Below are 26312 nucleotides of genomic sequence, written 5' to 3'. Positions count from 1 at the left end.
TGAGATTTACTCTTTCGGATCTTTCCCCGCCAGCAGCTTATCCAGCTCATCGCCGCCCACGTGACGGAAATCTTGCCCCTTCACGAAGTAGAAGATGTATTCGCAGATATTCTGGCAGCGGTCGCCGATACGCTCGATAGAGCGCGCGCAGAATAACGCGGTCAGCACGCTGGGAATGGTGCGCGAGTCTTCCATCATGTAGGTCATCAGCTGACGCACGATGCCTTCATATTCCTGGTCAACTTTCTTGTCTTCACGGTAGATACGCACCGCTTCGTCGAGATCCATGCGCGCGAACGCATCCAGCACGTCGTGTAGCATCTGCACGGTGTGGCGACCCAGCGACTCCAGGCTGACCAGCAGTGGCTGGTGCTGCTGGGAGAATTTCTCCAGCGCGGTACGGCAGATTTTATCCGCCACGTCGCCAATGCGCTCCAGTTCGGCGATGGTTTTGATAATCGCCATTACCAGGCGCAGGTCACTCGCCGTCGGCTGGCGCTTGGCGATAATACGCACACAGGCTTCATCGATGGCGACTTCCATCATATTAACCTGATGGTCGCCTTCTACCACGCGCTTCGCCAGCTCGCTGTCCTGGTTGTGCATGGCGGTGATAGCGTCAGAAAGCTGCTGCTCCACCATGCCGCCCATGGTCATTACCTGAGTGCGGATGCTTTCCAGTTCTGCGTTGAACTGGCCGGAAATATGTTTATTAAGGTTCAGACTGTCCATTACGCACTCCTGAATTAACCGTAACGACCGGTGATATAGTCTTCTGTTTGTTTCTTCGCGGGCTTGGTGAACAGATCGTCCGTGTTGCTGAACTCAATCAACTCGCCCAGGTACATAAACGCCGTATGATCGGAGCAACGTGCCGCCTGCTGCATGTTGTGGGTCACGATCACCACGGTGTAATCCTGTTTCAGCTCGGTGATCAGCTCTTCAATACGCCCGGTGGAGATCGGATCCAGAGCTGAACATGGCTCATCCAGCAGCAACACTTCCGGGCGAATGGCGATACCACGCGCAATGCACAGGCGCTGCTGCTGACCACCGGAGAGAGAGTACCCGCTCTGGTGCAATTTATCTTTGGTTTCGTTCCATAATGCGGCTTTGGTCAACGCCCACTGCACGCGCTCGTCCATATCGGCGCGAGACAGCTTCTCAAACAGACGCACGCCAAAGGCGATATTGTCATAGATGGACATCGGGAACGGCGTCGGCTTCTGGAATACCATCCCCACTTTTGCGCGCAGCAGCGCGATATCCTGGGTGTTGGTGAGAATATTGTCGCCATCCAGCAGAATTTCACCTTCCGCGCGCTGCTCCGGATAAAGCGAATACATTTTATTGAAGGTACGCAGTAGCGTTGATTTACCGCAGCCGGATGGCCCGATAAATGCCGTTACCTGATTCTTCGCGATATCCAGATTAATGTTCTTCAGGGCATGGAATTTGCCGTAGTAGAAGTTCAAATCACGAACCTGAATCTTACTCGGGGCAGTTTCAACCATACTCATTTCACTCTTTTCCTCATCCAGCGCCGCATCCGCCACGCCGTAAAATAATGCCTGATGGCGCTACGCTTATCAGGCCTACAATGTCTTTAACCGTGTTTTTTCTTCGCGAAAACAACACGCGCCAGAATATTCAGCAGCAGTACGCACAGGGTAATAATCAGCACGCCCGCCCAGGCTAATTGTTGCCATTCGGCAAACGGGCTCATCGCGAATTTAAAGATGGTCACCGGCAGGTTGGCGATCGGCTGCATCATGTCGGTGCTCCAGAACTGGTTCGAGAGCGCGGTAAACAACAATGGCGCCGTTTCCCCGGCGATACGGGCAATGGCCAGCAGAATACCGGTCATAATGCCGGAGATAGAGGCTTTCAGCGTAATCGCGGAGATCATCTTCCACTTCGGCGTACCCAGCGCGTAGGCGGCTTCACGCAGGCTATCCGGCACCAGCTTGAGCATGTTTTCAGTGGTACGGATAACGATCGGTACCTGCAACAGCGCCAGCGCAATCACCCCTGCCCAACCGGAGAAGTGCTGCATCTGCGCCACCACGATGGTGTAAACAAACAGCCCCACAACAATTGACGGCGCGGAAAGCAGAATGTCGTTAATAAAGCGAATGACTTCGGCGAGCCAGGATTTACGGCCATATTCCGCCAGATAGATCCCGGCCATAATCCCCAGCGGCGTACCCAATACGGTAGCCCAGAGAATCAACAATCCACTCCCCGCCAGGGCGTTCGCCAGCCCGCCGCCCGCCGTGTTCGGCGGCGGCGTCATTTCGGTAAACAACGCCAGCGACATACCATCAATGCCGCGCGTGATGGTGGACATCAAAATCCAGATCAGCCAGAACAGGCCAAATGCCATCGTCGCCATTGAGAGCGTTAGTGCGATACGATTCTTCATGCGGCGACGCGCCTGCATCTTGCGACGGGATTCCGCGAGCTGCGCGGTGTTCTGCATATCAAGCGTAGCCATTAACGTGCTCCCTCGTTCTTCGCCAGACGCATAATCATGAACTTAGACGCCGCCAGGACGATAAAGGTGATCACAAACAGGATCAGCCCCAGCTCCATCAACGCTGCCACGTGCAGACCCGATTCCGCCTCAGCGAATTCGTTCGCCAGCGCGGAAGTGATGCTGTTGCCCGGCATGTACAGCGACGCGCTGTCGAGCTGGTAGGTGTTGCCGATGATAAAAGTGACCGCCATCGTTTCACCCAGAGCACGGCCCAGTCCCAGCATAATGCCGCCGATCACGCCATTTTTGGTGAACGGTAGCACGATGCGCCAGATAACTTCCCAGGTAGTACAGCCGATACCGTAAGCGGACTCTTTCATCATTACCGGCGTTTGCTCGAAGACGTCGCGCATAACCGCCGCAATGTAGGGAATGATCATGATGGCGAGGATGACGCCCGCCGCCAGAATGCCGATACCAAACGCCGGGCCGGAGAACAGCGCGCCGACAAAAGGAATGTTGGAAAGAATATTGCCGACCGGCTCCTGGAAGTACGTCGCAAACAGCGGCGCGAAGATAAACAGCCCCCACATGCCGTACACGATACTGGGAATTGCCGCCAGCAGTTCAATGGCGATGCCGAGCGGACGCTTTAGCCAGCCTGGCGCCAGCTCGGTTAAAAACAGGGCAATGCCGAAACTGACCGGAACGGCGATCAGCAGTGCGATAAAGGAGGTCACCAGCGTGCCGTAAATGGGCACCAGTGCGCCGTAGATATCGTTTGGCGCGTCCCATTCCTTAGTCCAAAGAAATGAGAAACCAAATTTCTGAATACTTGGCCAGGAGGAGATGATCAATGAGACGATAATACCGCCCAACATCAATAGCACAATCAGCGCAGCCAGTTTTACCAGCGCGCTGAAAATCATGTCGCCTTTTTTACCCGGCGGGTTAAAAGCAGGCTTGGTTGCAGCCATAAATTACTCTTTCCATTAAACGCGTTTTACGACGTTGCCCCCTGCCGGATGGCGCTACGCTTATCCGGCCTACAACGTGGGCCTGCGGTCGAAACCGTAGGGCGGATAAGCGTAGCGCCATCCGCCAATTCGTTAATTAATACAGCGCCTTACCGTTGCTGTCTTTTATACTGGTCTTCCAGGCAGTACGAACCTGCTCAACGACGTTATCCGGCAGGCTGGCGTAGTCCAGATCATTCGCCTGTTTAGCGCCATTTTTGTAGGCCCAGTCGAAGAACTTCAGCACTTCAGCACCCTGCTCAGGTTTCTTCTGCGCTTTGTGGACCAGGATAAAGGTGGTGGAGGTGATTGGCCACACATCGTCACCTTTCTGGTTGGTCAGATCCTGCGCGAAGGTTTTGCTCCAGTCTGCGCCTTTCGCCGCATTAGAGAAGCTCTCTTCCGTCGGGCTTACCGGTTTGCCGTCGGCAGAAACCAGTTTGGTGTAGGCCAGGTTGTTCTGCTTGGCATACGCATACTCAACGTAGCCAATAGCGCCTGGCAGACGCTGTACAAATGCCGCGATGCCGTCGTTACCTTTACCGCCCAGGCCGGTTGGCCAGTTCACGGTAGAACCCGCGCCCACTTTCGATTTCCACTCGTCGTTGACTTTCGCCAGGTAACTGGTGAACACGAAGGAGGTACCGGAACCGTCAGCGCGACGCACCACAGCGATGTTCTGAGAAGGCAGCTTCACGCCTGGGTTCAGTTTGGTGATGGCTTCATCATCCCACTTTTTGATTTTACCGAGGTAGATGTCACCCAGCGTTTTACCATCCAGCACCAGTTCGCCGGATTTGAGGCCTGGAATATTCACCGCCAGCACCACGCCGCCGATCACAGTCGGAAACTGGAACAGGCCTTCCTGATTCAGTTTTTCGTCAGACAGCGGCGCATCGGAAGCGCCAAAATCAACGGTATTCGCGGTGATTTGTTTCACGCCGCCGGAAGAGCCTATCCCCTGGTAATTAACTTTGTTACCGGTTTCTTTCTGGTAGGTATCCGCCCATTTGGCATACACCGGCGCAGGAAACGTTGCACCGGCACCTGTCAGGCTTGCTGCTGCAAAGGCAGAGAACGCGCTCATCGATAAGGTCGCGGCGACAACAGTTGCGACAGTGGTACGCATAACTTTCATAATGTCTCCTGCACGGTTTCGGTAAATCATTGTTTGAGTTGCTACGATGAGCAAAATAGGACAAATTGATGACAGTTATATGTCTTGATTATGACGGTTTGATGACAATGGAAATAAAAAAGCTGGCCCGGGGAGACACCAGACCAGCCTGCAGGGGGAGATGAATTAAACTGTTTGCGCAACCACAGACGGTTTCAATAGCGCGTACATCAGGCCGCAGACAATCGTGCCCAGGGCAATCGAGAGCAGGTACTGCATCACATGTTCCACCGCATGCGGGATCGCCAGGACAAAGAGGCCGCCGTGTGGCGCCATCAGTGTACAACCGAAATACATGGACAGTCCCCCGGCGATTGCGCCACCGACCATCGTGGAAGGGATGACGCGCATCGGGTCTCGCGCGGCGAAGGGAATCGCCCCTTCAGAGATAAAGCACAGCCCCAGGATAAAAGATGCATTACCCGCTTCATGCTCAGCGGCATTGAATTTCGCTCTGGCCGCCCAGGTTGCGACGCCCATTCCTAATGCCGGTACCATCCCTGCCGCCATAATAGCCGCCATTGGCATATAAGAATGAGAAGCCAGTAAACCAACGCCGAAGGTATACGCAGCTTTATTCACCGGCCCGCCAAGGTCAAAACCTTGCATTGCGCCCAGCAACATTCCCAGCAAGATCGCATTCGTAGAGGTCATATTCCCCAGGAACGTCGTCAGCCCCTCCATCACCGCAGAAACGGGGCCACCCACCACGTAAATCATGATAAGGCCGATAATCAGCGTAGACAGTAGCGGCAGAACCAGCACAGGTTTAAGCGCTTCCATCGACGCCGGCAGCTTAATATTTTGCGCCAGAAACCGTACGCTGTAACCGGCCAGAAAACCGGCCACAATCCCACCCAGGAAACCAGCGCCGCACAGGCTGGCCAACATCCCGCCAATAAGCCCCGGGGCCAGACCCGGACGATCGGCAATTGAGAAGGCAATAAACCCAGCCAGTACCGGCACCATCAGCGCAAAGGCCGCCTTACCGCCGATTTGAAATAACGCAGCCGCCAGCGTGTCCGGCTCGTTGAAGGCCTGGATACCGAAGACAAAAGAGAGCGCGATACACAACCCTCCCGCAACCACCAGGGGAAGCATATGGGATACGCCGGTCATTAAATGCTTATAAACGCCGGGTAGCTCTGTTTTACCAGCTGAAGAAGAGCGCCCGGCACTCCCCTGATAGACCTCGGCGCTATTGAAAGCATTATCCATTTCCTGCGCACTCTTTTTTAGCGCCGCGCCGGTACTGGTGCGATAGAGTCTTTTGCCAACAAAGCCTGACAGATCCAGTTCAATATCCGCCGCGATAATCACCACATCCGCCTGCGCTATCTCTTCCGCGGTCAGCGTGTTCTTCGCCCCGACGGAACCGCGGGTTTCAACCTTGATCCAGTCACCACGCTTGCGGGCTTCAATTTCCAACGCTTCTGCCGCCATAAAGGTATGGGCGACGCCCGTCGGACAGGCCGTCACAGCAACAATTTTTTTAGTCATAGTAGGGTACCCTGTTCTTTTAATTTAAAGAAAAAGCGGGAAAAAAATGTTACAGACGTGACCAGGCCGCGGCTTTCTGGAACAGCGCGTCATCCGGGCGAATCCCGGTATAAAGGACAAATTGCTCCACGGCCTGAATAGCAAACACTTCGGAACCGGTAATCACGGTTTTACCGCGTTCACGGGCGTAGCGGATCAGCGGCGTGACGGGCGGTAGCGCCACCACATCAAAGATAACGCTTGCCTTATCCACTTCCTGTTCGGAATAAGAAAGTTTGTCGGCATCATTACCGCCAGCCATTCCGATAGGCGTGGCGTTAATTAACAAATCAGCTTCAATACCGTCGGTATCCGGGCGCCATTCATAGCCATAGAGTTCGGCCAGTTGTTTACCTGACGCTTCATCAATCGCGACAATATAACCACGGGTAAACCCCGCATCCTTCAGCGCGCAGGCCACCGCCTTTGCCATACCACCGCTGCCACGCAAAGCAAACACCAGGTCGGGAGAGACCTTGTAATTCGCCAGCAAGCGAGCTATTGCAATGTAATCGGTGTTGTACGCCTTCAGATGGCCATTGGTATTCACAATGGTATTAACTGAGTGAATGGCCTGAGCGGAAGCATCCAGTTCATCCACCAGCGGAATGCAGGCTTCTTTAAATGGCATAGAGATCGCGCACCCACGGATCCCCAGACCGCGCACGCCGCTAATGGCCTGCGTAAGATCGGTCGGCGAGAAAGCTTTGTAGAGATAATTGAGATCCAGCGCTTCGTACAGATAGTTGTGAAAGCGTGTACCGAAGTTACTTGGGCGTGCCGCCAGGGACATGCAGACCTGCGTGTCTTTATTAATGCGCTTTGTCATGATGAATCCTCATAGAAGTTGCGATAGAGAAAATCATCGGCTAAAAAGGGGATATTAAAAATTGCTCATTCCCGTTCGGGAAATTTCACCTTTTATGACAACCCGGCACACTGAACAAAAATATTTAAAGCTACTCCAGCACTATGGCGACAAGCCTGTTAGCGTGACATTACAGGAGCTGGCGGATGTGTTGTTCTGCACCCGGCGGCATATGCGTAATCTGTTGCTTCAGATGCAGGAGGCAAAGTGGCTCATCTGGCAATCACAGGCCGGACGTGGGCATCGCGCCCGGCTTCACCTGCGCTATAAACCAGAACAGCTGTTAAGCGAAAAGGCGGAGCAGTTGCTGGAGTCTGGTCATGTTGATCAGGCCATTCAACTGCTGGGTAAAAATAAGCACCAGGTGGCGCAACTGTTGCGTTCAAAGCTGGGCTATAGCGTGCGGGCAGACTATCAGCGGCTGTGCATCCCCTATTACCGGACAATGCCGTCGCTATGCCCCGGCATACCGTTGCGTCGCTCTGAGCAGCATCTGGTCAGGCAGATTTTTAGCGGCCTGACGCGCATAAATGAGGAAAAAGGTGAAATCGAAGCCGATCTTGCCCACCACTGGCGGCAGATTGATCCACTGCGCTGGCGTTTTTATCTGCGCCCCGCCGTCCTCTGGCATGATGGTCAGGAGCTGACGATCGACGCGGTTATCGCTTCACTGACCCGCAGCGCTAAGCTGCCGTTGTTCTCGCACTTGCAGACCATTCAGGCCACCGGGCCGCTGAGTCTTGAAATTACGCTGGCGCACCCGGATAACCGACTGCCGCTGCTGCTCAGTCATATTGATGCCATGATCCTACCGCCTGATCATACACAACGCGCTGATTTCCCGGCACATCCTGTGGGGACTGGCCCTTATGAGGTGGTGGAAAACAATGGCTTTCATCTGCAAATGAAGGCCTTTGACCACTACTTTGGTCTGCGCGGGCTGCTGGATGAAGTGGAGGTCTTTATCTGGCCGAATTTAACGGAGACAGACAACCTGGCGGAATCGCTGTCGGATAACGACACGGCAGCCTGGCTCAGCTCCAGCCTGAGCGATGAGGATTACGTTTCCGGACGGCTTAGCCAGGTAGCGGGCAAACCTTCTGACAACCTGCGCGAGATGTTTCTTGAGCGTGGAGGCTATTTTTTATTATGCGACAGCCGCTCCCCGCACTGGCATACCGCCGAACATCGCCGCTGGCTGCGGGAAACACTCAGCCCTTACGCCATACTCCAGCATCTGAGTGAGGCAATTCGCCCCTTCTGGGTACCGGGCGGCAGCCTGCTGTCCTCCTGGTTTCATACTATTGAGGCGGGCCCGGCCTGTTCACCTTTTATCTCGTCGTCGCCCTACGCGAAACTGCGTCTGGCCTATCACGATCAGCACCCTGAATTTCCAATGCTTCTGGATATCATGCAAAAGATCATGCGCCAGCAGGGCATTTTACTTGAGGGCGTTGCACTGAATTATGATGACTGGGCAAGCGGCAAGGCCGAGGTTGATCTCTGGCTGGGGACAGTTAATTTCCCCATTCCCGAAGAGTGGAACGTCGGTACATGGCTGCTGGGCTCCCCTTTACTGCGCCACGCCATCAGCGGTGGGGATGATGCGCTGCTGGCCCAATGGGAAACCCAGTGGCATGCCGAAACCATCAGCGCGGAACAACTGGTCAGGGAAACCACCCGTTCAGGCTGGCTACAACCGCTTTTTCACCACTGGATGCGACTCAAAGGCCCCGACCGGGCCAGGGGGATCCACCTGAATAACCTGGGGTGGTTTGATTTCCGATCCACCTGGATTGAGCCAGGGCCTTAAAGAAGAGAATGTGACCGGGTGCCCGTAGCGCAGGCCGGCGTAGCACCTCTTAGTCGCTCTTCAGCCACCATAGAGAAAGAACAGCGCCTGTCACGGCGCACAAAAAAAGGCCGTCTATCGACGGCCTTCTGCCTGGTACTACATTTGTACTTACTCTACGGTAACCGATTTCGCCAGGTTACGCGGCTGGTCAACGTCGGTGCCTTTAATCAGCGCCACGTGATACGCCAGCAGTTGCAGCGGAACGGTGTAGAAGATAGGCGCAATGACCTCTTCCACATGCGGCATCTCGATGATGTGCATGTTGTCGCTGCTCACAAAACCCGCATCCTGATCGGCGAAGACGTACAACTGACCGCCACGCGCGCGAACTTCTTCGATGTTGGATTTCAGTTTCTCCAGCAGTTCGTTGTTCGGCGCCACCACAATCACCGGCATATCGGCGTCAATCAGCGCCAACGGCCCGTGTTTCAGCTCGCCTGCAGCATAGGCTTCCGCGTGAATGTAAGAGATCTCTTTCAGCTTCAGCGCGCCTTCGAGCGCAATCGGATATTGATCGCCACGCCCCAGGAACAGCGCATGGTGTTTGTCAGAGAAATCTTCCGCCAGGGCTTCGATACGTTTGTCCTGCGACAGCATCTGCTCAATACGGCTCGGCAGCGCCTGTAGGCCATGAACGATATCATGCTCAATGGACGCATCCAGACCTTTCAGACGCGCCAGTTTCGCCACCAGCATCAACAGCACGGTTAACTGGGTGGTGAAGGCTTTGGTAGATGCTACGCCAATTTCCGTACCCGCGTTGGTCATCAGCGCCAGATCGGATTCACGCACCAGCGAAGATCCCGGCACGTTACAAATGGCCAGAGAGCCCAAATATCCCAGCTCTTTCGACAGACGCAGGCCAGCCAGGGTATCTGCCGTTTCGCCAGACTGTGACAGGGTAATCATCAGGCTGTTACGACGCACGGCAGATTTGCGATAGCGGAATTCAGAGGCGATTTCAACGTCGCACGGAATACCTGCCAGCGATTCAAACCAGTAACGGGAAACCATACCGGAGTTGTAAGACGTACCGCAGGCGAGGATCTGAATATGCTCAACCTTTGACAGCAGTTCGTCGGCGTTCGGTCCCAGCTCGCTTAAATCCACCTGACCGTGGCTGATGCGCCCGGTAAGGGTGTTTTTGATCGCGTTCGGCTGTTCGTAGATTTCTTTCTGCATGTAGTGGCGGTAAATACCTTTATCGCCCGCGTCATATTGCAGATTGGATTCGATATCCTGACGTTTTACTTCCGCGCCGGTGTTATCGAAGATATTTACCGAACGGCGAGTGATTTCAGCGATATCGCCCTCTTCAAGGAAGATAAAGCGACGAGTCACTGGCAACAGCGCCAGCTGGTCAGAAGCGATAAAGTTTTCGCCCATACCCAAGCCAATCACCAACGGGCTACCAGAACGTGCCGCCAGTAGGGTATCCGGGTGACGGGTATCCATGATCACTGTACCGTACGCACCACGCAGTTGCGGGATAGCACGTAGAACAGCCTCACGCAGAGTACCTCCCTGTTTCAGTTCCCAGTTTACCAGGTGTGCAATCACTTCGGTGTCGGTTTCAGAAACGAAGGTATAGCCACGCGCTTTTAATGCTTCACGCAGCGGTTCATGGTTTTCGATGATGCCGTTATGCACCACCACAATGTGTTCAGAAACATGCGGATGCGCGTTAGCTTCTGAAGGTTCACCGTGCGTCGCCCAACGCGTGTGAGCAATACCGGTGCCGCCATGCAGAGGATGTTCTTCCGCTGCCTGAGCCAGCATCTGGACTTTACCGAGGCGACGCAGACGGGTCATATGACCTTCTGCATCAACCACGGCCAGACCGGCAGAGTCATATCCGCGGTATTCCAGACGACGTAAACCTTCGAGAAGGATTTCAGCTACATCACGCTGCGCGATAGCGCCAACAATTCCACACATAGTTTTATTTCCTGATTATGGCATTACGCCATGCGTTGTCGCTGACCTGTATGCCCGTCGTTGCGGGCGCCCCGAGCCTTGTAGAGAGTGGGGTTATTTTTATAAGTACTGCTCATGGAGCGGAGGATTATTTTATCCTCTCATCTCCGGTCTGCCGGATGGCACTGACGCTTATCCGGCTTACAAAATCACTTTTTCTTCACCGGACGCTGCCAGCCTTGCTTATGTACCTGCGGCACGCGGCTTAATACCAGTTCATTGTCGGCTACATTACGAGTGACGGTAGTCCCTGCGGCGATGGTGGCACCTTTACCAACAGTAACCGGCGCCACCAGTTGGGTATCGGAGCCGACAAACACATCGTCGCCAATAACCGTTTTGAATTTGTTCGCGCCATCATAGTTACAGGTGATGGTCCCCGCGCCGATATTCACGTTGTCGCCAATTTCCGCATCGCCCAGATAGGTCAGGTGACCGGCTTTAGAACCTTTACCCAGACGCGCTTTTTTCATCTCAACAAAATTGCCGACGTGAGCGCCCGCTAACAGCTCTGCGCCGGGACGCAGGCGAGCAAACGGACCGATGGTGCAGGCCGCTTCCAGATGCGCATCTTCCACCACGCTGTATGGGCTAATTTCGCAGTCATCGCCAATAACGCTGTTTTTAATAATGCACCCCGCGCCGATCTTCACGCGGTGACCGAGCGTCACGTTACCTTCGATGATAACGTTAGCGTCAATTTCCACATCACGCCCGTGAGCCAGATTACCGCGCAGATCAAAACGAGCCGGATCGCGCAACATAACGCCGGATAACAGCAGTTTCTCCGCCTGTTCGGCCTGGTAAATACGCTCCAGACGAGAAAGCTGTAGACGGTTATTCACGCCGTCCGTTTCGCTGATGCGAGCCGGATGCACCGCGGCGATTTCCCGTCCTTCATGATAAGCCAGCGCAATGATATCAGTGATGTAATATTCACCCTGCGCATTATTGTTAGTCAGCTTAGACAACCAGCGTTTCAGGTCCGCGCCGTTGGCGATCAGAATACCGGTGTTAATTTCCTGGATCTGACGCTGTTCATCAGTGGCGTCTTTATGTTCAACGATGCCGGTCACTTTACCGTTTTCACGCGTAATACGGCCATAGCCGCTCGGATCGTCCAGCTTCACGGTTAATAACCCAATACCACCCTGCGGTTTGGCATCGCGCAGGCGCTGTAAGGTTTCAACCGAAATCAGCGGCACGTCGCCGTAAAGCATTAAAATATCTTCATCGTCGCTAAAGAAGGGCGCGGCCTGCTGCATTGCGTGACCTGTTCCCAACTGTTCCGCCTGAAGCACCCAGTTCAGCTTGTCATCTTTCAGGGTCTGTTTTAACAACTCGCCACCGTGGCCATAGACCAGATGAACCTGTGCGGCCCCTAATTTAGTAGCTGCATCAATGACATGCTGCACCATGGGTTTACCCGCCAGCGTGTGCAGCACTTTAGGAATATCGGAATACATGCGCGTGCCTTTACCTGCGGCAAGGATCACTACGCTCATAGCACTATTTAACATACGCGTCCTGACTGTAATTTGAGAACGAATTTATACTGTTTCACGTTGAAAATACTACATTTTTTTCATCGTAAAATGGAAGAAGGATAAAACGCTCACCGGGATAACATCCCCGCCTGCTAATGAATCATTTTCGTTCATTACCGCGCCTCTTGTCTCCTGAAAAGTAAAAACACCCGCGTATTGGCAACGTAGCCCGATGTTTTTGCTGTTTTTTTACTCCATAAATAAAGAAGATAACGTAATAAAGCGCAGGGGAGCCAGAAAAGCAAAAACCAGCGACAGAGGCCGCTGGTTTTCCGTTGCGCGTATTTTTTACTTAATTACGCGACATAAAAATCCGCAAAATATACCAGAACATGGTCGCGATAGAAGCAAACAGATGTAATGCCGCGCCAGCAGGGCGATCGGTAGGGTAATGGTGAATAATGTTAGAAGTATCGTAAAGTATAAACCCGGCGCACAGCAGTACCATTAGCGCAGAAAACCAGACACCCAGCGAGAAGCCGCAGATGACGCTGGCAATAATCGCGCCAAAAGCAATGAACCCAGCCATAGTCAGAAACGAGCGCAGAAAAGAAAAGTCTTTTTTTATGGAAAAAGCGGTAAACGTCAGACCGCCGACCAGCAACAGAGTCGTTATTGCCGCCGCGCCAATGCTCGACGGGTTAATATACGCCGCCACCGTTAACAGGGGGGCAAAAATCAGGGATTCTGCCAACACATAAATCCCCAGCCCGATAAGTTGCGTTTGATTAGTCCACGCATTATCCGCCAGACAGGTCGCCAGCATTCCCACCAGCATAAAAGCGCCGAGAACAACCAACCAGCTATATCTTCCACCAGCCAGCAGCACATCAAGCGCATACTCCCCGACCCCTATAAAACTCCACGCCGCGCTCAACACGATAAAACCGACGATGGCGACGGCGAGATGAAGATAAGCGCGACGAATAAAGGTAGTACGATCAATCCTTGAGTCGGGTTGTGGACCCGCAAAGGATGGCTGAAATGACATAGTAATAATCCCTCATTTTATGCAATAAAAACGCATCCATTCCTTCCTTCTTCGCACAATGTGCAGATGCCAATGCCAGAAAGAAGGATTTAATGAAAACAGCGCTGTCGCTGAAAACGCATCGCCTTCAGCCGCTTGTTTTTGTCGTTGCTAGTTTATCGAATAAAAATTGAGAGGATAAAAAAAAACCAGTCCGCAATCAGACTGGTTTTATGCTTTCAAGCCGGTGTTACATCGCTTTTTTGGTCAACTCGATAACGCGCAGTTTAGCGATCGCTTTGGCCAGTTCCGCAGACGCCTGAGCGTAATCCACGTCACCGTGCGAGCTCTTAATGTGCTCTTCGGCTTTACGCTTCGCTTCCAGGGCTCGCGCTTCGTCGAGATCCTGACCGCGAATCGCGGTATCCGCCAGAACGGTCACGCTGCCAGGCTGCACTTCCAGAATACCGCCGGACAGATAGATAAACTCTTCATGACCGTGCTGCTTAACGATGCGAATCATACCAGGCTTAATGGCGGTGAGCAGCGGCGCGTGCCCCGGGTAAATCCCCAGTTCGCCTTCGCTACCCGTAACCTGGATTTTCTCGACCAGACCGGAGAACATTTGTTGCTCCGCGCTGACGACATCCAGGTGGTAAGTCATTGCCATATCACCCTCCGATTAAGGCGTTAAAGTTTTTTGGCTTTTTCCACGGCTTCGTCGATGGAACCGACCATGTAGAACGCCTGCTCCGGCAGGTGATCGTATTCGCCTTCCATGATGCCTTTAAAGCCACGGATGGTGTCTTTCAGGGAGACGTATTTGCCCGGAGAACCGGTAAATACTTCCGCCACGAAGAACGGCTGGGACAGGAAGCGCTGAATTTTACGCGCGCGAGCTACCACCAGTTTATCTTCTTCAGACAGTTCATCCATACCGAGGATGGCGATGATGTCTTTCAGTTCCTGATAACGCTGCAGGATGGACTGAACGCCACGCGCGGTGTCGTAGTGTTCCTGACCAACAACCAGCGGATCCAGCTGACGGCTGGTGGAGTCCAGCGGGTCAACGGCCGGGTAGATACCCAGGGATGCGATCTGACGGCTCAGTACCACGGTTGCATCTAAGTGCGCAAAGGTGGTGGCTGGAGACGGGTCAGTCAAGTCATCCGCCGGTACGTATACCGCCTGTACGGAGGTGATAGAACCGGTTTTGGTGGAGGTGATACGTTCCTGCAGAACGCCCATCTCTTCCGCCAGAGTCGGCTGGTAACCTACTGCGGAAGGCATACGGCCCAGCAGTGCGGATACTTCCGTACCGGCCAGGGTGTAACGATAGATGTTATCGACGAACAGCAGTACGTCACGACCTTCGTCACGGAATTTCTCCGCCATGGTCAGGCCGGTCAGTGCAACGCGCAGACGGTTTCCCGGCGGCTCGTTCATCTGGCCATACACCAGGGATACTTTATCGATAACGTTGGAGTCGGTCATTTCGTGGTAGAAGTCGTTACCCTCACGAGTACGTTCACCTACGCCCGCAAACACTGAGTAACCGGAGTGCTCGATCGCGATGTTACGAATAAGCTCCATCATGTTTACGGTTTTACCTACACCCGCACCACCGAACAGACCGACTTTACCGCCCTTCGCGAACGGACACATCAGGTCGATAACTTTGATACCGGTTTCCAGCAGTTCCTGAGAGTTTGACAACTCTTCGTAGGAAGGCGCTGCGCGGTGAATCGCCCAACGCTCTTCTTCGCCGATCTCGCCTTTCATGTCGACCGGTTCGCCCAGGACGTTCATGATACGACCCAGCGTGGCTTTACCTACCGGGACTTCGATCGGGTGTTCGAGATCTTTTACATCCAGACCGCGACGCAGACCGTCAGAAGACCCCATCGCGATGGTACGCACAATACCGCCGCCAAGCTGCTGCTGAACTTCCAGCACCAGCTTCTCATTACCATTCTGCACCTCAAGAGCATCGTACACGCGTGGTACGGCATCCTGAGGGAACTCGACGTCGACCACGGCGCCGATTACCTGGACAATCTTTCCAGTAGCCATCTTAAATCCTCTACGAAATAACCTGGTTAAACCGCGGCGGCCCCCGAGACGATCTCGGTGAGTTCCTGAGTAATGCTGGCCTGACGAGCTTTGTTGTATACCAACTGCAGCTCTTTAATCAGGCTGCCGCCATTATCGGTTGCGGCTTTCATCGCCACCATTCGTGCGGCCTGCTCGCTGGCCAGGTTTTCTACCACGCCCTGATAAACCTGAGACTCCACATAACGACGCAGGAGAGTATCCAGCAGCGCTTTCGGGTCTGGTTCATACAGGTAATCCCAGGCTTTACGCTTCAGATCATCATCTTCTGACGCCGGCAGCGGCAGCAGTTGAGTGATCGTCGGCACCTGAGACATGGTGTTAATAAATTTGTTGCTGACAATGTAAAGCTTGTCCAGACGGCCTTCGTCGTAGGCCTGCAACATCACTTTAACCGGACCGATCAGTTCGGACAGAGAAGGGTTATCCCCCATACCTGTCACCTGAGCGACAACGTTGCCGCCTACGGAATTAAAGAATGACACGCCCTTAGAGCCGATCATTGCGAGTTCGCACTGAACGCCTTTATCGGACCATGCCTTCATATCCGCCAGCAGCTTTTTGAACAGGTTAATGTTCAAGCCACCGCACAAACCACGGTCGGTCGACACTACCAGGTAGCCCACGCGTTTAACGTCGCGCTCTTCCAGGTAGGGGTGCTTATATTCCAGATTACCGTTCGCAAGGTGACCAATCACTTTGCGCATGGTCTCTGCATAAGGACGGCTGGCCGCCATGCGATCCTGCGATTTACGCATTTTGGAAGCGGCGACCATCTCCATCGCTTTAGTGATCTTTTGCGTGTTCTGGACGCTTGCGATCTTACTACGTATCTCTTTTGCGCCGGCCATGAGCTTCTCCTCAATGCCTTACGGCCTGCCCTAAGGCAAGCCGCCAGACGTTACCAGGACTGGGTTGCTTTGAAGGAATCGAGGATGCCTTTCAGCTTGCCTTCGATTTCGTCGTTATAGCCACCGGACTGGTTGATCTCTTGCATCAGCGGAGCGTGATCACGGTCGACGTAAGCCAGCAGTGCGGCTTCGAAGCTACCGATTTTCGCCAGTTCGACATCCGCCAGATAACCACGTTCTGCTGCGAACAGAACCAGAGACTGCTGCGCGACGGACATCGGCGCATACTGTTTCTGTTTCAGCAGTTCGGTCACTTTCTGACCGTGGTCAAGCTGTTTACGGGTGGCATCGTCAAGGTCGGATGCAAACTGAGAGAACGCCGCCAGTTCACGATACTGCGCCAGCGCGGTACGAATACCACCGGACAGTTTTTTCATGATCTTGGTCTGGGCTGCGCCACCTACACGGGATACCGAGATACCCGGGTTAACCGCAGGACGAATACCGGCGTTAAACAGGTTAGATTCCAGAAAGATCTGACCATCGGTAATGGAAATTACGTTGGTCGGAACGAACGCGGAAACGTCACCTGCCTGCGTTTCGATAATCGGCAGCGCGGTCAGAGAGCCGGTTTTCCCTTTCACTTCACCTTTGGTGAAGGCTTCGACGTAGTCGGCGTTAACACGCGCAGCACGCTCCAGCAGACGAGAGTGGAGGTAGAATACGTCGCCCGGGAATGCTTCACGTCCTGGCGGACGACGGAGCAGCAGGGAGATCTGACGGTAAGCAACAGCCTGTTTAGACAGGTCATCGTAAATGATCAGCGCATCTTCGCCGCGGTCGCGGAAGTATTCGCCCATTGCGCAACCGGCATATGGCGCCAGGTATTGCAGCGCAGCGGATTCGGACGCGGTCGCCACCACAACAATGGTGTTAGCCAGCGCGCCGTGTTCTTCCAGTTTGCGCACCACGTTAGAGATGGTGGACGCTTTCTGGCCGATAGCGACATAGATACATTTAATGCCGGAATCGCGCTGGTTGATGATGGCGTCGATAGCCAGCGCGGTTTTACCGGTCTGACGGTCACCGATGATCAGTTCACGCTGACCACGACCGATTGGGATCATGGAGTCAACGGCTTTATAGCCGGTCTGCACCGGCTGATCGACAGACTGACGATCGATAACGCCCGGCGCAATCGCTTCAACGGCAGAGAAGCCGTCATTATCAACCGGACCTTTACCGTCGATTGGCGCACCCAGGGTGTTTACCACACGTCCCAGCAGGCCGCGGCCAACCGGAACTTCCAGGATACGACCCGTACATTTAACCTTCATGCCTTCGGCAAGGTCAGCGTATGGACCCATGACTACCGCACCCACGGAGTCGCGCTCCAGGTTCAGTGCAATAGCGTAACGGTTACCCGGCAGGGAGATCATTTCACCCTGCATACAATCGGCCAGGCCGTGAATGCGGATAACACCGTCACTGACAGAAACAATAGTACCTTCGTTGTGAGCTTCGCTCACCACATTGAACTGAGCAATGCGCTGCTTGATCAGTTCGCTGATTTCGGTGGAATTCAGTTGCATGCTCCAGTCCCCTTAAGACTGCAAGACGTCTGCAAGGCGCTCAAGACGGCCGCGTACGCTGCCATCAATGACCATATCACCCGCCCGGATGATAACGCCTGCCATTACAGACTTATCGATTTTGCAATTCAGCTTCACTTTGCGTGACAGACGTTTTTCCATCGCGGCGCTGATTTTCGAAAGCTGCTCTTCACTCAATGCGGTTGCCGACGTAACTTCTACCTCGGAGGTAGCTTCACTGGCGGCACGCAGATGAATAAACTGCTCCAGAACATCCGGGAGCGCGTTCAGACGATTATTTTCAGCCATCACCCGAATCAGGTTCTGACCGTTTTCGTCTAACTGCTCACCGCAGACTGCGATAAACGACTCAGCGAGCGTTTCCGGCGCCAGCGCGCCAGAGAGAAGCTCTGCCATTTGTTCGTTCTTGGTTACCTCGGCGGCAAACGCCAGCATATCCTGCCAGCGCTCTACACTTTGGTGTTCAACGGCAAAGTCAAAAGCTGCTTTGGCGTAGGGGCGAGCTACCGTAACAAATTCAGACATCAGCCCCTCCCTCCTTACAGTTCAGCGACAAGTTTATCCACGATGTCGCTGTTAGCAGCTTCATCCACGGAACGTTCGATGATCTTCTCGGCGCCAGCAACAGCCAGGATAGCAACTTGCTTACGCAGCTCTTCACGGGCGCGTTTACGCTCGGCTTCAATTTCCGCCTGCGCCTGCGCCACGATTTTAGTACGTTCCTGCTCTGCTTCAGTTTTGGCTTCGTCCAGGATCTGAGCGCGGCGTTTGTTTGCCTGCTCGATGATTACCTGAGCTTCCGCTTTCGCTTTTTTCAGCTGGTCGGTCGCGCTGGCCTTTGCAAGGTCAAGATCCTTATGTGCTCGTTCAGCAGAAGCGAGACCGTCAGCAATTTCTTTCTGACGTTTCTCGATGGCTGCCATTAACGGCGGCCATACGTACTTCATGCAAAACCAGACAAAGAGAATAAACGCGATGGCCTGGCCGAGGATTGTTGCGTTAAGATTCACAGCACAATGCCTCTATCTAGTTAACCTTCTGATATTGCTCTTAATTCAAGCAACGCTTACTACGCGACAGCGAACATCACGTACAGACCCAGACCTACAGCGATCATCGGGATAGCATCCACCAGACCCATAACGATAAAGAACTGAGTACGCAGCAGAGGAATCAGATCAGGTTGACGCGCCGCGCCTTCCAGGAATTTACCCCCGAGGATGCCGATACCGATCGCAGCACCGATTGCCGCCAGACCCATCATCACAGCGGCAGCCATGTACAGCAGATCCATATTCAGGTTTTCCATGACAGTCTCCAGTTTGTTTCAGTTAAAACGTAGTAGTGTTGGTAAATTAATGCTCTTCGGACGCCATCGACAGATAGACAATCGTCAGAACCATGAAAATGAAGGCTTGCAGCGTAATAATCAGGATGTGGAAAATGGCCCACGGCACATTCAGAATCCACTGTGACCACCACGGCAACAGACCAGCAATCAGAATGAAAATCAGCTCACCGGCATACATGTTGCCGAACAGTCGCAGACCGAGAGAAACCGGTTTGGACAGCAGACTTACCCCTTCAAGGATTAAGTTGACAGGAATGAACGCCCAGTGATTGAACGGCTGCAGCGTCAACTCTTTAGCGAAGCCGCCGATGCCTTTCATTTTGATGCTGTAGAACAGAATAAGGATGAATACGCCCAACGCCATCGACAGGGTGATGTTGACGTCAGCAGACGGCACCACGCGCGTTGCCGGCAGACCCAGCCAATGCTCAGCGATATACGGCAGCAGGTCGATAGGCAGTAAGTCCATCAGGTTCATAAGGAATACCCAGACGAAAATCGTCAGGGCCAGCGGCGCAATCAGCTTGCTTTTGCCATGGTACATGTCTTTGACGCTGCCATGCACAAAGCCGACTATCAGCTCAATCGCGGTCTGAAACTTGCCTGGCACGCCGCTGGTCGCTTTTTTAGCAACGCTACGGAACATCACCAGAAACAACAGACCCAGCACCACCGAGAAGAACATGGAGTCAATATTGAGCGTCCAGAAGGTGGCTGGGGGGTTCTGCGGATCCACCAGCGAGAAAGTACGCAGGTCCAGCTGAAGGTTATTCAGATGGTGTCCTATGTATTCCTGCGGCGTCATATTTTCTGAAGCCATGATGCCTTTTACCCTTTGTTGTTAATTACAGCCGGCGCCAGTATCTGAACCACCAGCACCAAAACCCACGTAACGATCAGCGGCAAAAACACCGCCTTTAAAACCGCCAACGCCACCACCAGTAAAACCAGCATCGCTAACACCTTGAAGGCTTCACCGAAGGCGAAAGTCCAGGACACGCGGCCCTTAGCAGGTGTATGCGCCTGGTGACGCCAGGCAAATATCATAAACAACATATTAGGCAGTGCCACTGCCAATCCCCCACATACTGCGGAGATGCCCCAGAAGGGGTCTTTGAGGCAAAACAGCAATCCACTTGCTATTACCGCCAGAAACTGAATGAACAGAAGCTTACGAGCAACGTTTCGACTCACGAGCGACACAGACATCACGTTTTTACTCCTGCTCACTTCGGGGTATGCCGCGTGTCGTATAAAACGTTCTTTAAGACTTAGAGTCAAGCATCAAAAAGCGGTCAAATTATACGGTGCGCACCCGTGATTTCAAACAATAAGTAGCCAAAAGGTGAATAAATGTTTAAATATTTTTCTCTGGCCCGCATTTTTAACTTTTAGCCAAAGTGTGAACGATCGTACAAAACTGCAAATAGCGCGAAAACACTGGCGATAAAGCGTGCACCAGATCACACATTAAACATATTCATGCTTACGCAATTCATTTACGTGTCAATTCATGCCTTTTCATCTTTTTGATATTTAAGCGTAAAACCAGGTACTGTTTTAAAAATACCAGCTTACACCTTAAAAACGCCCCATTGACATTTATAATAAAAATTTAACAAGCAAAAGTGATTTTTCGATTCGATTTTTAGCAGACTGATATTTACAAAGTTGATTACTCTCTGTTTTAACAAAAGAAGCGACGTTGTCATGTTGAAACGAAACCGTAAATCCAGAGTTAAATGTAACAACGCTGAAATGCGTTATACCTGTCGATTTTTAACACAAGCCGCGTCGTTTTTTTTCTATTTTTTTTGATAAAAATTAAACTTTGTTTGACTTAATAATCACCAGATGCCGCTCGCCTTCCAGTTGCGGAACCCGTAATTTTTCAACAGATTCGACGCTAAAATCGTCAGGTAGTGAGGCAATTTCATCCCCTGGCAAATGCCCTTTTAAGGCATAAAAACGCCCTTTCTCTCCCGGCAGCTGGTGACACCAGCTCACCATATCATTCAACGATGCGAAAGCGCGGCTGATAACGCCATCAAACGGCGGTTCGGAAGGATAGGCTTCAACGCGGCTTTGAACCGGCGTGATGTTTTCCAGTTTCAGTTCGTGCTGAACCTGACGCAGAAAACGTACCCGCTTGCCCAGGCTGTCGAGTAAGGTGAAATGCGCGTCAGGGAGAACAATAGCCAGCGGGATGCCCGGCAGCCCCGGTCCTGTTCCTACATCGATAAAACGCTGTCCCTGAAGATACGGCGCAACGACTATGCTGTCGAGAATATGGCGTACCAACATTTCGTTGGGATCCCGCACTGACGTCAGGTTGTATGCTTTGTTCCATTTGTGCAGCATATCAACGTAGGCGACCAGCAGCGTTTTCTGGTGATCGGTAAGAGAAATACCGGCATCAGCCAGCAGACGAGAGAGTTTGTTGAGCACGGTCATTACCTGTTAATAATCAAATGCCCGATGCGCTTTCGCTTATCGGGCCTACAAATTTGTAGGGCGGGTAAGCGAAGCGCCCCCGCCAAATTAGTGTTATCAAGCGCTACGACGCAGCATACCTTGTTTTTTCAGCCATACCAGCAGAATGGAGATTGCCGCAGGCGTAACGCCGGAGATACGCGATGCCTGGCCGATAGACGCCGGTTTATGATCGTTCAGCTTGGCGATAACTTCGTTCGACAGACCGGAAACCTGACGATAATCCAGCGTGGCAGGCAGCAACGTATTCTCGTTACGTAGTTGTTTTTCAATCTCATCCTGCTGGCGAGCGATATACCCTTCGTATTTGACCTGGATTTCCACCTGCTCAGCGGCTTGCTCATCTTCAAGCGCAGGCGCGAATGCGGCAAGCGAAGTGAGCTGCGCGTAGGTCATTTCCGGACGACGTAACAGATCTTCGCCGCTGGCCTCACGGGAGAGAGGCGTGGTCAAATGCGTATTCACTTCATCGGCGGATTCCGCAGACGGCGTTACCCATGTCGATTTCAGCCGCTGACGTTCGCGTTCGATATTTTCCAGCTTCTCGTTGAAGCGCGCCCAGCGTTCATCATCCACCAGACCCAGCTCGCGGCCCATTTCGGTCAGACGCAGATCGGCGTTGTCCTCACGCAGCATCAGGCGATATTCGGCGCGGGAGGTAAACATGCGATACGGCTCTTTGGTGCCCAGCGTACAGAGATCGTCCACCAGCACGCCGAGATAAGCCTGAGAGCGCGCAGGCGCCCAGCCCTCTTTGTCGGCGGAAAGACGCGCGGCATTCAGACCAGCGAGCAAGCCCTGCGCCGCAGCCTCTTCATAGCCGGTAGTACCGTTGATTTGACCAGCAAAGAACAGGCCGTGAATAAATTTACTTTCCAGAGTCGGTTTCAGATCGCGCGGGTCGAAGAAATCGTACTCAATCGCGTAACCAGGGCGAACGATCTTCGCGTTCTCCATACCCTGCATGGAACGGACAATCTGCATCTGCACGTCAAACGGCAGGCTGGTGGAGATACCGTTAGGGTAAATCTCGTTAGAGGTCAGTCCTTCCGGCTCAAGAAAGATCTGATGCTGGTTACGATCGGCAAAACGCATCACCTTGTCTTCGATCGAAGGACAGTAGCGTGGGCCGATCCCTTCGATCACGCCAGCGTACATTGGGCTACGATCGAGGTTATTACGAATCACGTCATGGGTTTTCTCATTGGTATGCGTGATGTAACACGGCACCTGTTGCGGATGCTGAGAAGCATTCCCCATAAACGAGAAAACCGGCATCGGGTTATCGCCATGCTGTTGAGCCAACACGCTGAAATCGATAGTACGCGCATCAATACGCGGCGGTGTGCCGGTTTTCAGGCGGCTGACGCGTAGCGGGAGCTCACGCAGACGGCGAGACAGCGGGATGGATGGCGGATCGCCAGCACGACCGCCGCTGTAGTTATCCAGACCAATATGAATTTTGCCGTCCAGGAAGGTTCCGACGGTCAGCACCACCGCTTTCGCGCGGAATTTGAGCCCCATTTGGGTCACTGCGCCGACAACGCGATCGTTTTCGACAATCAGATCTTCAACCGCTTGCTGGAAGATCATCAGATTCGGCTGGTTCTCCAGCGCGGTACGCACCGCCTGGCGGTATAAGACTCGATCCGCCTGAGCCCGGGTAGCGCGAACGGCCGGACCTTTGCTGGCGTTTAGTATCCTAAACTGAATACCTGCCTGATCGATCGCTTTCGCCATCAGACCGCCGAGCGCATCCACCTCTTTTACCAGATGTCCCTTTCCAATACCGCCGATCGCCGGGTTGCAGCTCATCTGTCCCAACGTGTCAATATTGTGTGTCAAAAGCAGAGTCTGTTGACCCATACGCGCCGCGGCCATCGCGGCCTCAGTGCCTGCATGACCCCCGCCAATAATAATGACGTCAAAAGGATCCTGATAAAACATGGTAATTGCCTCGCATAACGCGGTGTGAAAATGGATTGAAGCCCGGGCGGTGGATTCTACTCAACTTTAGCCGATGGAGAAAGCCCCGGGATCCGGGCTATTAAAAAGAAGATCTTTTTATTTAGAGATCTGTTCTATTGTGATCTCTTATTAGGATCGCACCAGGCTGTGGATAACCCGGATCCTGTAATAAAGATCAACGCGTTGGAAAGGATCACTAGCTGTGAATGATCGGTGATCGTGGCCCGTATAAGCTGGGATCAAAACGGGTACTTATACACAACTCAAAAAGTGAACAACGGTTATTCTTTGGATAACTACCGGTTGATCCAAGCTTTCCACCAGATTTATCCACAATGGATCGCACGATCTTTACACTTATTTGAGTAAATTAATCCAGGATCCGAGCCAAATCTCCGCTGGATCTTCCGGAATCTCATGTTCAAGGATGTTGATCTTCAGTGTTTCCCCAACCTGTTTTGCGCCAGCGCCTTTCAGTTCCGCTTCTATTTTCTCAATCGCGCCGCAAAACGTGTCGTATTCTCGACTGCCAATGCCAATTGCGCCGAAACGTACCGCGGAAAGATCGGGTTTCTGCGTCTGAAGGTCTTCATAGAAAGGGGTCAGGTTGTCCGGAATGTCTCCGGCGCCGTGCGTTGAGCTGATTATCAGCCAGATCCCGGAAGTTGACAGATCCTCGAATAACGGACCGTGCACCGTTTCGGTTGAAAAACCGGCAGCTTCCAGCTTTTCCGCCAGATGTTCCGCGACGTATTCGGCGCCGCCCAGGGTGCTGCCGCTGATAAGAGTAATGTCTGCCATTGATCGCTCGCTCAGGTAAAGAGGCTGCATTGTACTCTGTGAACGAGCTGGGATCTACCTGTGGAAAAATGTGGGATTAAAAAAGCCGATCATGGCTTGATGGTGCGCATGATCGGGTTCTGCAAGACGATCAGTGTCTCAGTGGACTGAATTTCATCAATTGTTTGGATCTTGTTGATAAGTACGTGCTGAAGCGCGTCGATTGATTTACACATTACTTTTATAAAGATGCTGTAGTGACCGGTGGTGTAATACGCTTCCGTCACTTCATCCAGGCTTTCCAGCCGGGCCAGTGCGGAGGGATAGTCTTTGGCGCTTTTGAGAATGATGCCAATAAAGCAGCCCACATCGTAGCCCAGCTGTTTGGGGCTGACGTCAATCCGTGCGCCAGTAATAATCCCGGCCTGCTTCATTTTCTCGACGCGAACGTGAATGGTTCCAGGGCTAACGCCAAATTGTTTGGCCAGTTCGGCGTAGGCAGTGCGGGCATTTTCCATTAAGGCGTCAAGTATGCCGCGGTCCAGATTGTCGATCTGATAATTTTCCATCGCTTTTTCTTATTCAGATTAATGATTATCTCTATTTTAGCCATTATTTTTAACGAATCAAAACCGAAGTTAGCTTTTTATCTGTTGATTATTGAATAGTGCTCTCGTTTTGTTGCTTAATCATAGGCAACAGGACGCAGGAGTAAAAAAATGAAAACCGCTTACATTGCCAAACAACGTCAAATTAGCTTCGTGAAATCACATTTCTCTCGCCAGCTGGAGGAGCGTCTGGGTCTGATTGAGGTCCAGGCGCCGATCCTGAGTCGCGTAGGAGATGGTACGCAGGATAATTTGTCCGGCTGTGAAAAAGCGGTGCAGGTAAAAGTGAAAGCGTTGCCTGACGCCCAGTTCGAAGTGGTGCATTCACTGGCGAAGTGGAAACGTCAAACCCTGGGGCAGCATGACTTCAGCGCGGGCGAAGGGCTGTACACGCACATGAAAGCCCTTCGCCCCGATGAAGACCGACTCTCTCCGCTCCACTCGGTCTATGTGGATCAGTGGGACTGGGAGCGTGTCATGGGCGATGGCGAGCGCCAATTTTCCACCCTGAAAAGCACAGTAGAGGCTATATGGGCAGGTATTAAGGCGACGGAAGCGGAAGTGCATAAACAGTTTGGTCTGGCGCCGTTCCTGCCAGAGCAAATTCAGTTTGTTCACAGCCAGGAGCTGTTGTCTCGCTATCCGGATCTGGATGCGAAAGGGCGCGAACGCGCGATCGCCAAAGAACTTGGCGCCGTTTTCCTGGTGGGGATCGGCGGTAAACTGAGCGATGGCCACCGCCATGATGTACGTGCGCCTGATTATGATGACTGGAGCTCCGCATCTGAGCTGGGCTACGCCGGTCTGAACGGCGATATCCTGGTGTGGAACCCGGTGCTGGAAGATGCGTTTGAGCTTTCCTCTATGGGTATCCGCGTAGATGCCGATACGCTGATGCGCCAGCTGGCGTTGACCGGTGATGAAGATCGTTTGCAACTGGAGTGGCATCAGGCGCTGCTGCGCGGCGAAATGCCGCAGACCATCGGCGGCGGGATTGGGCAGTCGCGTCTGACGATGTTGCTGCTGCAATTGCCGCATATTGGTCAGGTGCAGTGCGGCGTATGGCCCGCGCAGGTTCGCGAAAGCATTCCTGCTATTTTATAAGCCG

General features: G+C 53.0%; 25 protein-coding genes. 2 read left to right on the top strand and 23 right to left on the bottom strand.

Annotated elements, in window-relative coordinates; translation table 11 throughout:
• Positions 1–6 precede the first annotated feature (6 nt).
• The 7 genes from phoU to LDB27_RS22215 all read right to left on the bottom strand — a co-directional run bounded on the left by phoU (position 7) and on the right by LDB27_RS22215 (position 7040).
• Positions 7–732: a phosphate signaling complex protein PhoU gene (gene phoU, locus LDB27_RS22245; protein ID WP_000377800.1), complete on the bottom strand. Its 726-nt coding sequence runs from the start codon at positions 730–732 to the stop codon at positions 7–9.
• A 14-nt stretch (positions 733–746) separates the two neighbouring features.
• On the bottom strand, positions 747–1520 hold the full coding sequence (gene pstB / locus LDB27_RS22240) for a phosphate ABC transporter ATP-binding protein PstB (protein WP_000063118.1): 774 nt from the start codon (positions 1518–1520) through the stop codon (positions 747–749).
• An 86-nt stretch (positions 1521–1606) separates the two neighbouring features.
• Positions 1607–2497 carry a phosphate ABC transporter permease PstA gene (gene pstA, locus LDB27_RS22235; RefSeq protein WP_000212199.1) on the bottom strand — a complete coding sequence of 297 codons (891 nt, stop codon included), beginning with the start codon at positions 2495–2497 and terminating at the stop codon, positions 1607–1609.
• Complete coding sequence (pstC, locus tag LDB27_RS22230) at positions 2497–3456, bottom strand: phosphate ABC transporter permease PstC (RefSeq protein ID WP_000741630.1); 960 nt, start codon at positions 3454–3456, stop codon at positions 2497–2499. Before pstC ends, pstA begins: the two co-directional genes overlap by 1 nt.
• Positions 3457–3592: 136 nt before the next feature.
• Entirely contained in the window at positions 3593–4633 is a 1041-nt protein-coding gene (pstS, locus tag LDB27_RS22225; protein ID WP_000867131.1) for a phosphate ABC transporter substrate-binding protein PstS, read from the bottom strand.
• A 165-nt stretch (positions 4634–4798) separates the two neighbouring features.
• Positions 4799–6172, bottom strand: a complete 1374-nt coding sequence (locus LDB27_RS22220; RefSeq protein ID WP_000162542.1) for a fructose-specific PTS transporter subunit EIIC — start codon at positions 6170–6172, stop codon at positions 4799–4801.
• A gap of 49 nt (positions 6173–6221) precedes the next feature.
• Positions 6222–7040: a shikimate 5-dehydrogenase gene (locus LDB27_RS22215; RefSeq protein ID WP_000166709.1), complete on the bottom strand. Its 819-nt coding sequence runs from the start codon at positions 7038–7040 to the stop codon at positions 6222–6224.
• Between the two features lie 94 nt (positions 7041–7134).
• Here LDB27_RS22215 and LDB27_RS22210 point away from each other — a divergent pair, with 94 nt between their 5' ends.
• Positions 7135–8892 carry an SgrR family transcriptional regulator gene (locus LDB27_RS22210; RefSeq protein ID WP_000213169.1) on the top strand — a complete coding sequence of 586 codons (1758 nt, stop codon included), beginning with the start codon at positions 7135–7137 and terminating at the stop codon, positions 8890–8892.
• A 150-nt stretch (positions 8893–9042) separates the two neighbouring features.
• On the opposite strand, the gene glmS is transcribed toward LDB27_RS22210, so the two are convergent.
• From glmS to asnC, 16 genes are all read right to left on the bottom strand, one after another.
• Positions 9043–10872 carry a glutamine--fructose-6-phosphate transaminase (isomerizing) gene (glmS, locus tag LDB27_RS22205; RefSeq protein WP_000334059.1) on the bottom strand — a complete coding sequence of 610 codons (1830 nt, stop codon included), beginning with the start codon at positions 10870–10872 and terminating at the stop codon, positions 9043–9045.
• A 188-nt stretch (positions 10873–11060) separates the two neighbouring features.
• Positions 11061–12431: a bifunctional UDP-N-acetylglucosamine diphosphorylase/glucosamine-1-phosphate N-acetyltransferase GlmU gene (glmU, locus tag LDB27_RS22200; RefSeq protein WP_000934845.1), complete on the bottom strand. Its 1371-nt coding sequence runs from the start codon at positions 12429–12431 to the stop codon at positions 11061–11063.
• A 319-nt stretch (positions 12432–12750) separates the two neighbouring features.
• A complete protein-coding gene (locus LDB27_RS22195; RefSeq protein WP_000009902.1) occupies positions 12751–13449 on the bottom strand; it encodes a Bax inhibitor-1 family protein in 699 nt (232 codons plus the stop codon).
• 229 nt (positions 13450–13678) lie between these two features.
• Complete coding sequence (locus LDB27_RS22190; RefSeq protein ID WP_001251971.1) at positions 13679–14098, bottom strand: F0F1 ATP synthase subunit epsilon; 420 nt, start codon at positions 14096–14098, stop codon at positions 13679–13681.
• Positions 14099–14118: 20 nt separating this feature from the next.
• Positions 14119–15501, bottom strand: a complete 1383-nt coding sequence (atpD, locus tag LDB27_RS22185; protein ID WP_000190499.1) for a F0F1 ATP synthase subunit beta — start codon at positions 15499–15501, stop codon at positions 14119–14121.
• Between the two features lie 26 nt (positions 15502–15527).
• The gene (atpG, locus tag LDB27_RS22180; RefSeq protein WP_000896506.1) at positions 15528–16391 is read right to left on the bottom strand and encodes a F0F1 ATP synthase subunit gamma; all 864 of its coding nucleotides are present in this window, start codon (positions 16389–16391) and stop codon (positions 15528–15530) included.
• A gap of 50 nt (positions 16392–16441) precedes the next feature.
• Positions 16442–17983, bottom strand: coding sequence for a F0F1 ATP synthase subunit alpha (gene atpA, locus LDB27_RS22175; protein ID WP_001176751.1), 1542 nt, complete (start codon positions 17981–17983; stop codon positions 16442–16444).
• A gap of 12 nt (positions 17984–17995) precedes the next feature.
• Positions 17996–18529 (bottom strand): F0F1 ATP synthase subunit delta, encoded by a 534-nt coding sequence (atpH, locus tag LDB27_RS22170; RefSeq protein ID WP_001288957.1) that lies wholly within the window; start codon positions 18527–18529, stop codon positions 17996–17998.
• Positions 18530–18543: 14 nt separating this feature from the next.
• Positions 18544–19014, bottom strand: coding sequence for a F0F1 ATP synthase subunit B (atpF, locus tag LDB27_RS22165; protein WP_001052212.1), 471 nt, complete (start codon positions 19012–19014; stop codon positions 18544–18546).
• Between the two features lie 59 nt (positions 19015–19073).
• Positions 19074–19313, bottom strand: a complete 240-nt coding sequence (gene atpE, locus LDB27_RS22160; protein WP_000429386.1) for a F0F1 ATP synthase subunit C — start codon at positions 19311–19313, stop codon at positions 19074–19076.
• A gap of 46 nt (positions 19314–19359) precedes the next feature.
• The gene (gene atpB, locus LDB27_RS22155) at positions 19360–20175 is read right to left on the bottom strand and encodes a F0F1 ATP synthase subunit A (RefSeq protein ID WP_000135632.1); all 816 of its coding nucleotides are present in this window, start codon (positions 20173–20175) and stop codon (positions 19360–19362) included.
• A gap of 8 nt (positions 20176–20183) precedes the next feature.
• The gene (gene atpI, locus LDB27_RS22150) at positions 20184–20564 is read right to left on the bottom strand and encodes a F0F1 ATP synthase subunit I (RefSeq protein ID WP_000116685.1); all 381 of its coding nucleotides are present in this window, start codon (positions 20562–20564) and stop codon (positions 20184–20186) included.
• A 615-nt stretch (positions 20565–21179) separates the two neighbouring features.
• On the bottom strand, positions 21180–21803 hold the full coding sequence (gene rsmG, locus LDB27_RS22145) for a 16S rRNA (guanine(527)-N(7))-methyltransferase RsmG (protein WP_001531211.1): 624 nt from the start codon (positions 21801–21803) through the stop codon (positions 21180–21182).
• 102 nt (positions 21804–21905) lie between these two features.
• Positions 21906–23795 (bottom strand): tRNA uridine-5-carboxymethylaminomethyl(34) synthesis enzyme MnmG, encoded by a 1890-nt coding sequence (mnmG, locus tag LDB27_RS22140; protein ID WP_000499873.1) that lies wholly within the window; start codon positions 23793–23795, stop codon positions 21906–21908.
• 378 nt (positions 23796–24173) lie between these two features.
• Complete coding sequence (mioC, locus tag LDB27_RS22135; RefSeq protein WP_001531212.1) at positions 24174–24617, bottom strand: FMN-binding protein MioC; 444 nt, start codon at positions 24615–24617, stop codon at positions 24174–24176.
• 89 nt (positions 24618–24706) lie between these two features.
• Positions 24707–25165, bottom strand: coding sequence for a transcriptional regulator AsnC (gene asnC / locus LDB27_RS22130; protein ID WP_000433016.1), 459 nt, complete (start codon positions 25163–25165; stop codon positions 24707–24709).
• A 150-nt stretch (positions 25166–25315) separates the two neighbouring features.
• Between asnC and asnA the strand changes: the two genes are divergently transcribed.
• Positions 25316–26308, top strand: a complete 993-nt coding sequence (gene asnA, locus LDB27_RS22125) for an aspartate--ammonia ligase (protein WP_000845123.1) — start codon at positions 25316–25318, stop codon at positions 26306–26308.
• Positions 26309–26312: the final 4 nt, after the last annotated feature.

Source organism: Salmonella sp. JXY0409-18 (assembly GCF_020268625.1).
In the GTDB taxonomy this organism is placed as follows: Bacteria; Pseudomonadota; Gammaproteobacteria; order Enterobacterales; family Enterobacteriaceae; genus Salmonella; species Salmonella enterica.
Note: the sequence above shows the minus strand (reverse complement) of the source record. Positions and strands in the feature narration are given on the sequence as shown.

Excerpts from the sequence above, each read along its gene's own strand:
- mnmG (WP_000499873.1), bottom strand. The coding sequence starts at position 23,795 with ATGTTTTATCAGGATCCTTTTGACGTCATTATTATTGGCGGGGGTCAT.
- LDB27_RS22215 (WP_000166709.1), bottom strand. The coding sequence starts at position 7,040 with ATGACAAAGCGCATTAATAAAGACACGCAGGTCTGCATGTCCCTGGCG.
- LDB27_RS22190 (WP_001251971.1), bottom strand. The coding sequence starts at position 14,098 with ATGGCAATGACTTACCACCTGGATGTCGTCAGCGCGGAGCAACAAATG.
- LDB27_RS22220 (WP_000162542.1), bottom strand. The coding sequence starts at position 6,172 with ATGACTAAAAAAATTGTTGCTGTGACGGCCTGTCCGACGGGCGTCGCC.
- LDB27_RS22195 (WP_000009902.1), bottom strand. The coding sequence starts at position 13,449 with ATGTCATTTCAGCCATCCTTTGCGGGTCCACAACCCGACTCAAGGATT.
- pstC (WP_000741630.1), bottom strand. The coding sequence starts at position 3,456 with ATGGCTGCAACCAAGCCTGCTTTTAACCCGCCGGGTAAAAAAGGCGAC.
- phoU (WP_000377800.1), bottom strand. The coding sequence starts at position 732 with ATGGACAGTCTGAACCTTAATAAACATATTTCCGGCCAGTTCAACGCA.
- atpA (WP_001176751.1), bottom strand. The coding sequence starts at position 17,983 with ATGCAACTGAATTCCACCGAAATCAGCGAACTGATCAAGCAGCGCATT.
- mioC (WP_001531212.1), bottom strand. The coding sequence starts at position 24,617 with ATGGCAGACATTACTCTTATCAGCGGCAGCACCCTGGGCGGCGCCGAA.
- atpH (WP_001288957.1), bottom strand. The coding sequence starts at position 18,529 with ATGTCTGAATTTGTTACGGTAGCTCGCCCCTACGCCAAAGCAGCTTTT.
- atpE (WP_000429386.1), bottom strand. The coding sequence starts at position 19,313 with ATGGAAAACCTGAATATGGATCTGCTGTACATGGCTGCCGCTGTGATG.
- atpG (WP_000896506.1), bottom strand. The coding sequence starts at position 16,391 with ATGGCCGGCGCAAAAGAGATACGTAGTAAGATCGCAAGCGTCCAGAAC.
- pstS (WP_000867131.1), bottom strand. The coding sequence starts at position 4,633 with ATGAAAGTTATGCGTACCACTGTCGCAACTGTTGTCGCCGCGACCTTA.
- atpD (WP_000190499.1), bottom strand. The coding sequence starts at position 15,501 with ATGGCTACTGGAAAGATTGTCCAGGTAATCGGCGCCGTGGTCGACGTC.
- pstB (WP_000063118.1), bottom strand. The coding sequence starts at position 1,520 with ATGAGTATGGTTGAAACTGCCCCGAGTAAGATTCAGGTTCGTGATTTG.
- LDB27_RS22210 (WP_000213169.1), top strand. The coding sequence starts at position 7,135 with ATGACAACCCGGCACACTGAACAAAAATATTTAAAGCTACTCCAGCAC.
- pstA (WP_000212199.1), bottom strand. The coding sequence starts at position 2,497 with ATGGCTACGCTTGATATGCAGAACACCGCGCAGCTCGCGGAATCCCGT.
- asnA (WP_000845123.1), top strand. The coding sequence starts at position 25,316 with ATGAAAACCGCTTACATTGCCAAACAACGTCAAATTAGCTTCGTGAAA.
- glmS (WP_000334059.1), bottom strand. The coding sequence starts at position 10,872 with ATGTGTGGAATTGTTGGCGCTATCGCGCAGCGTGATGTAGCTGAAATC.
- atpB (WP_000135632.1), bottom strand. The coding sequence starts at position 20,175 with ATGGCTTCAGAAAATATGACGCCGCAGGAATACATAGGACACCATCTG.
- atpI (WP_000116685.1), bottom strand. The coding sequence starts at position 20,564 with ATGTCTGTGTCGCTCGTGAGTCGAAACGTTGCTCGTAAGCTTCTGTTC.
- glmU (WP_000934845.1), bottom strand. The coding sequence starts at position 12,431 with ATGTTAAATAGTGCTATGAGCGTAGTGATCCTTGCCGCAGGTAAAGGC.
- asnC (WP_000433016.1), bottom strand. The coding sequence starts at position 25,165 with ATGGAAAATTATCAGATCGACAATCTGGACCGCGGCATACTTGACGCC.